At 31.3% G+C, this 425-nt stretch carries 1 protein-coding gene; it reads right to left on the bottom strand.

Features of this window, described 5'->3' with window-relative positions; all coding sequences use genetic code 11:
• Window positions 1-149: 149 nt before the first annotated feature.
• Window positions 150-425, bottom strand: a 276-nt coding sequence (locus tag ACTND6_RS11190; RefSeq protein ID WP_441045127.1) for a transposase, incomplete at its 5' end; no start/stop codon positions are given.

Genomic DNA, 425 nt, shown 5'->3' with positions numbered 1-425 from the left:
CGAGACTGTTGAAAAAGTATCAGTCATAAACGAGATTTAATCAAATTGTTTACAAATTAGAATGAAAACAGGTATATTCACAAATTTCAGAAAAGAATTTGAGGTATATACCTGTTTTATTTGGTTTTTATCAATATATTTTTGCTTATCTATCTTTTTTTCAGCTTCAATATTCTTTTTAAATTCACCACAAAAATGGTGACACCTGCCTGAAGCATCATCCCGTTTATTCCTGCATATACAGTATGTGCATATCCATGTTCTTTTTTTAGCTCCGCATTTTTAGCTTCTATTTTGTAACGTTCACCAGCCAGCTCCTGATAATATTCTGTCTGTTGCCTGTCCTGATGATCCTGATGTATTTTACTCATCTTTACTGTGATGTTATATGTTTTGCTTTTCTGATTTTCTTTATATCCACATTT

The organism is Bulleidia sp. HCP3S3_C9 (assembly GCF_052064035.1).
Classification (GTDB): Bacteria; Bacillota_I; Bacilli_A; order Erysipelotrichales; family Erysipelotrichaceae; genus Bulleidia.
The sequence above is the reverse complement of the archived record's forward strand: the minus strand, read 5'-3'. Positions and strand labels throughout refer to the sequence as shown.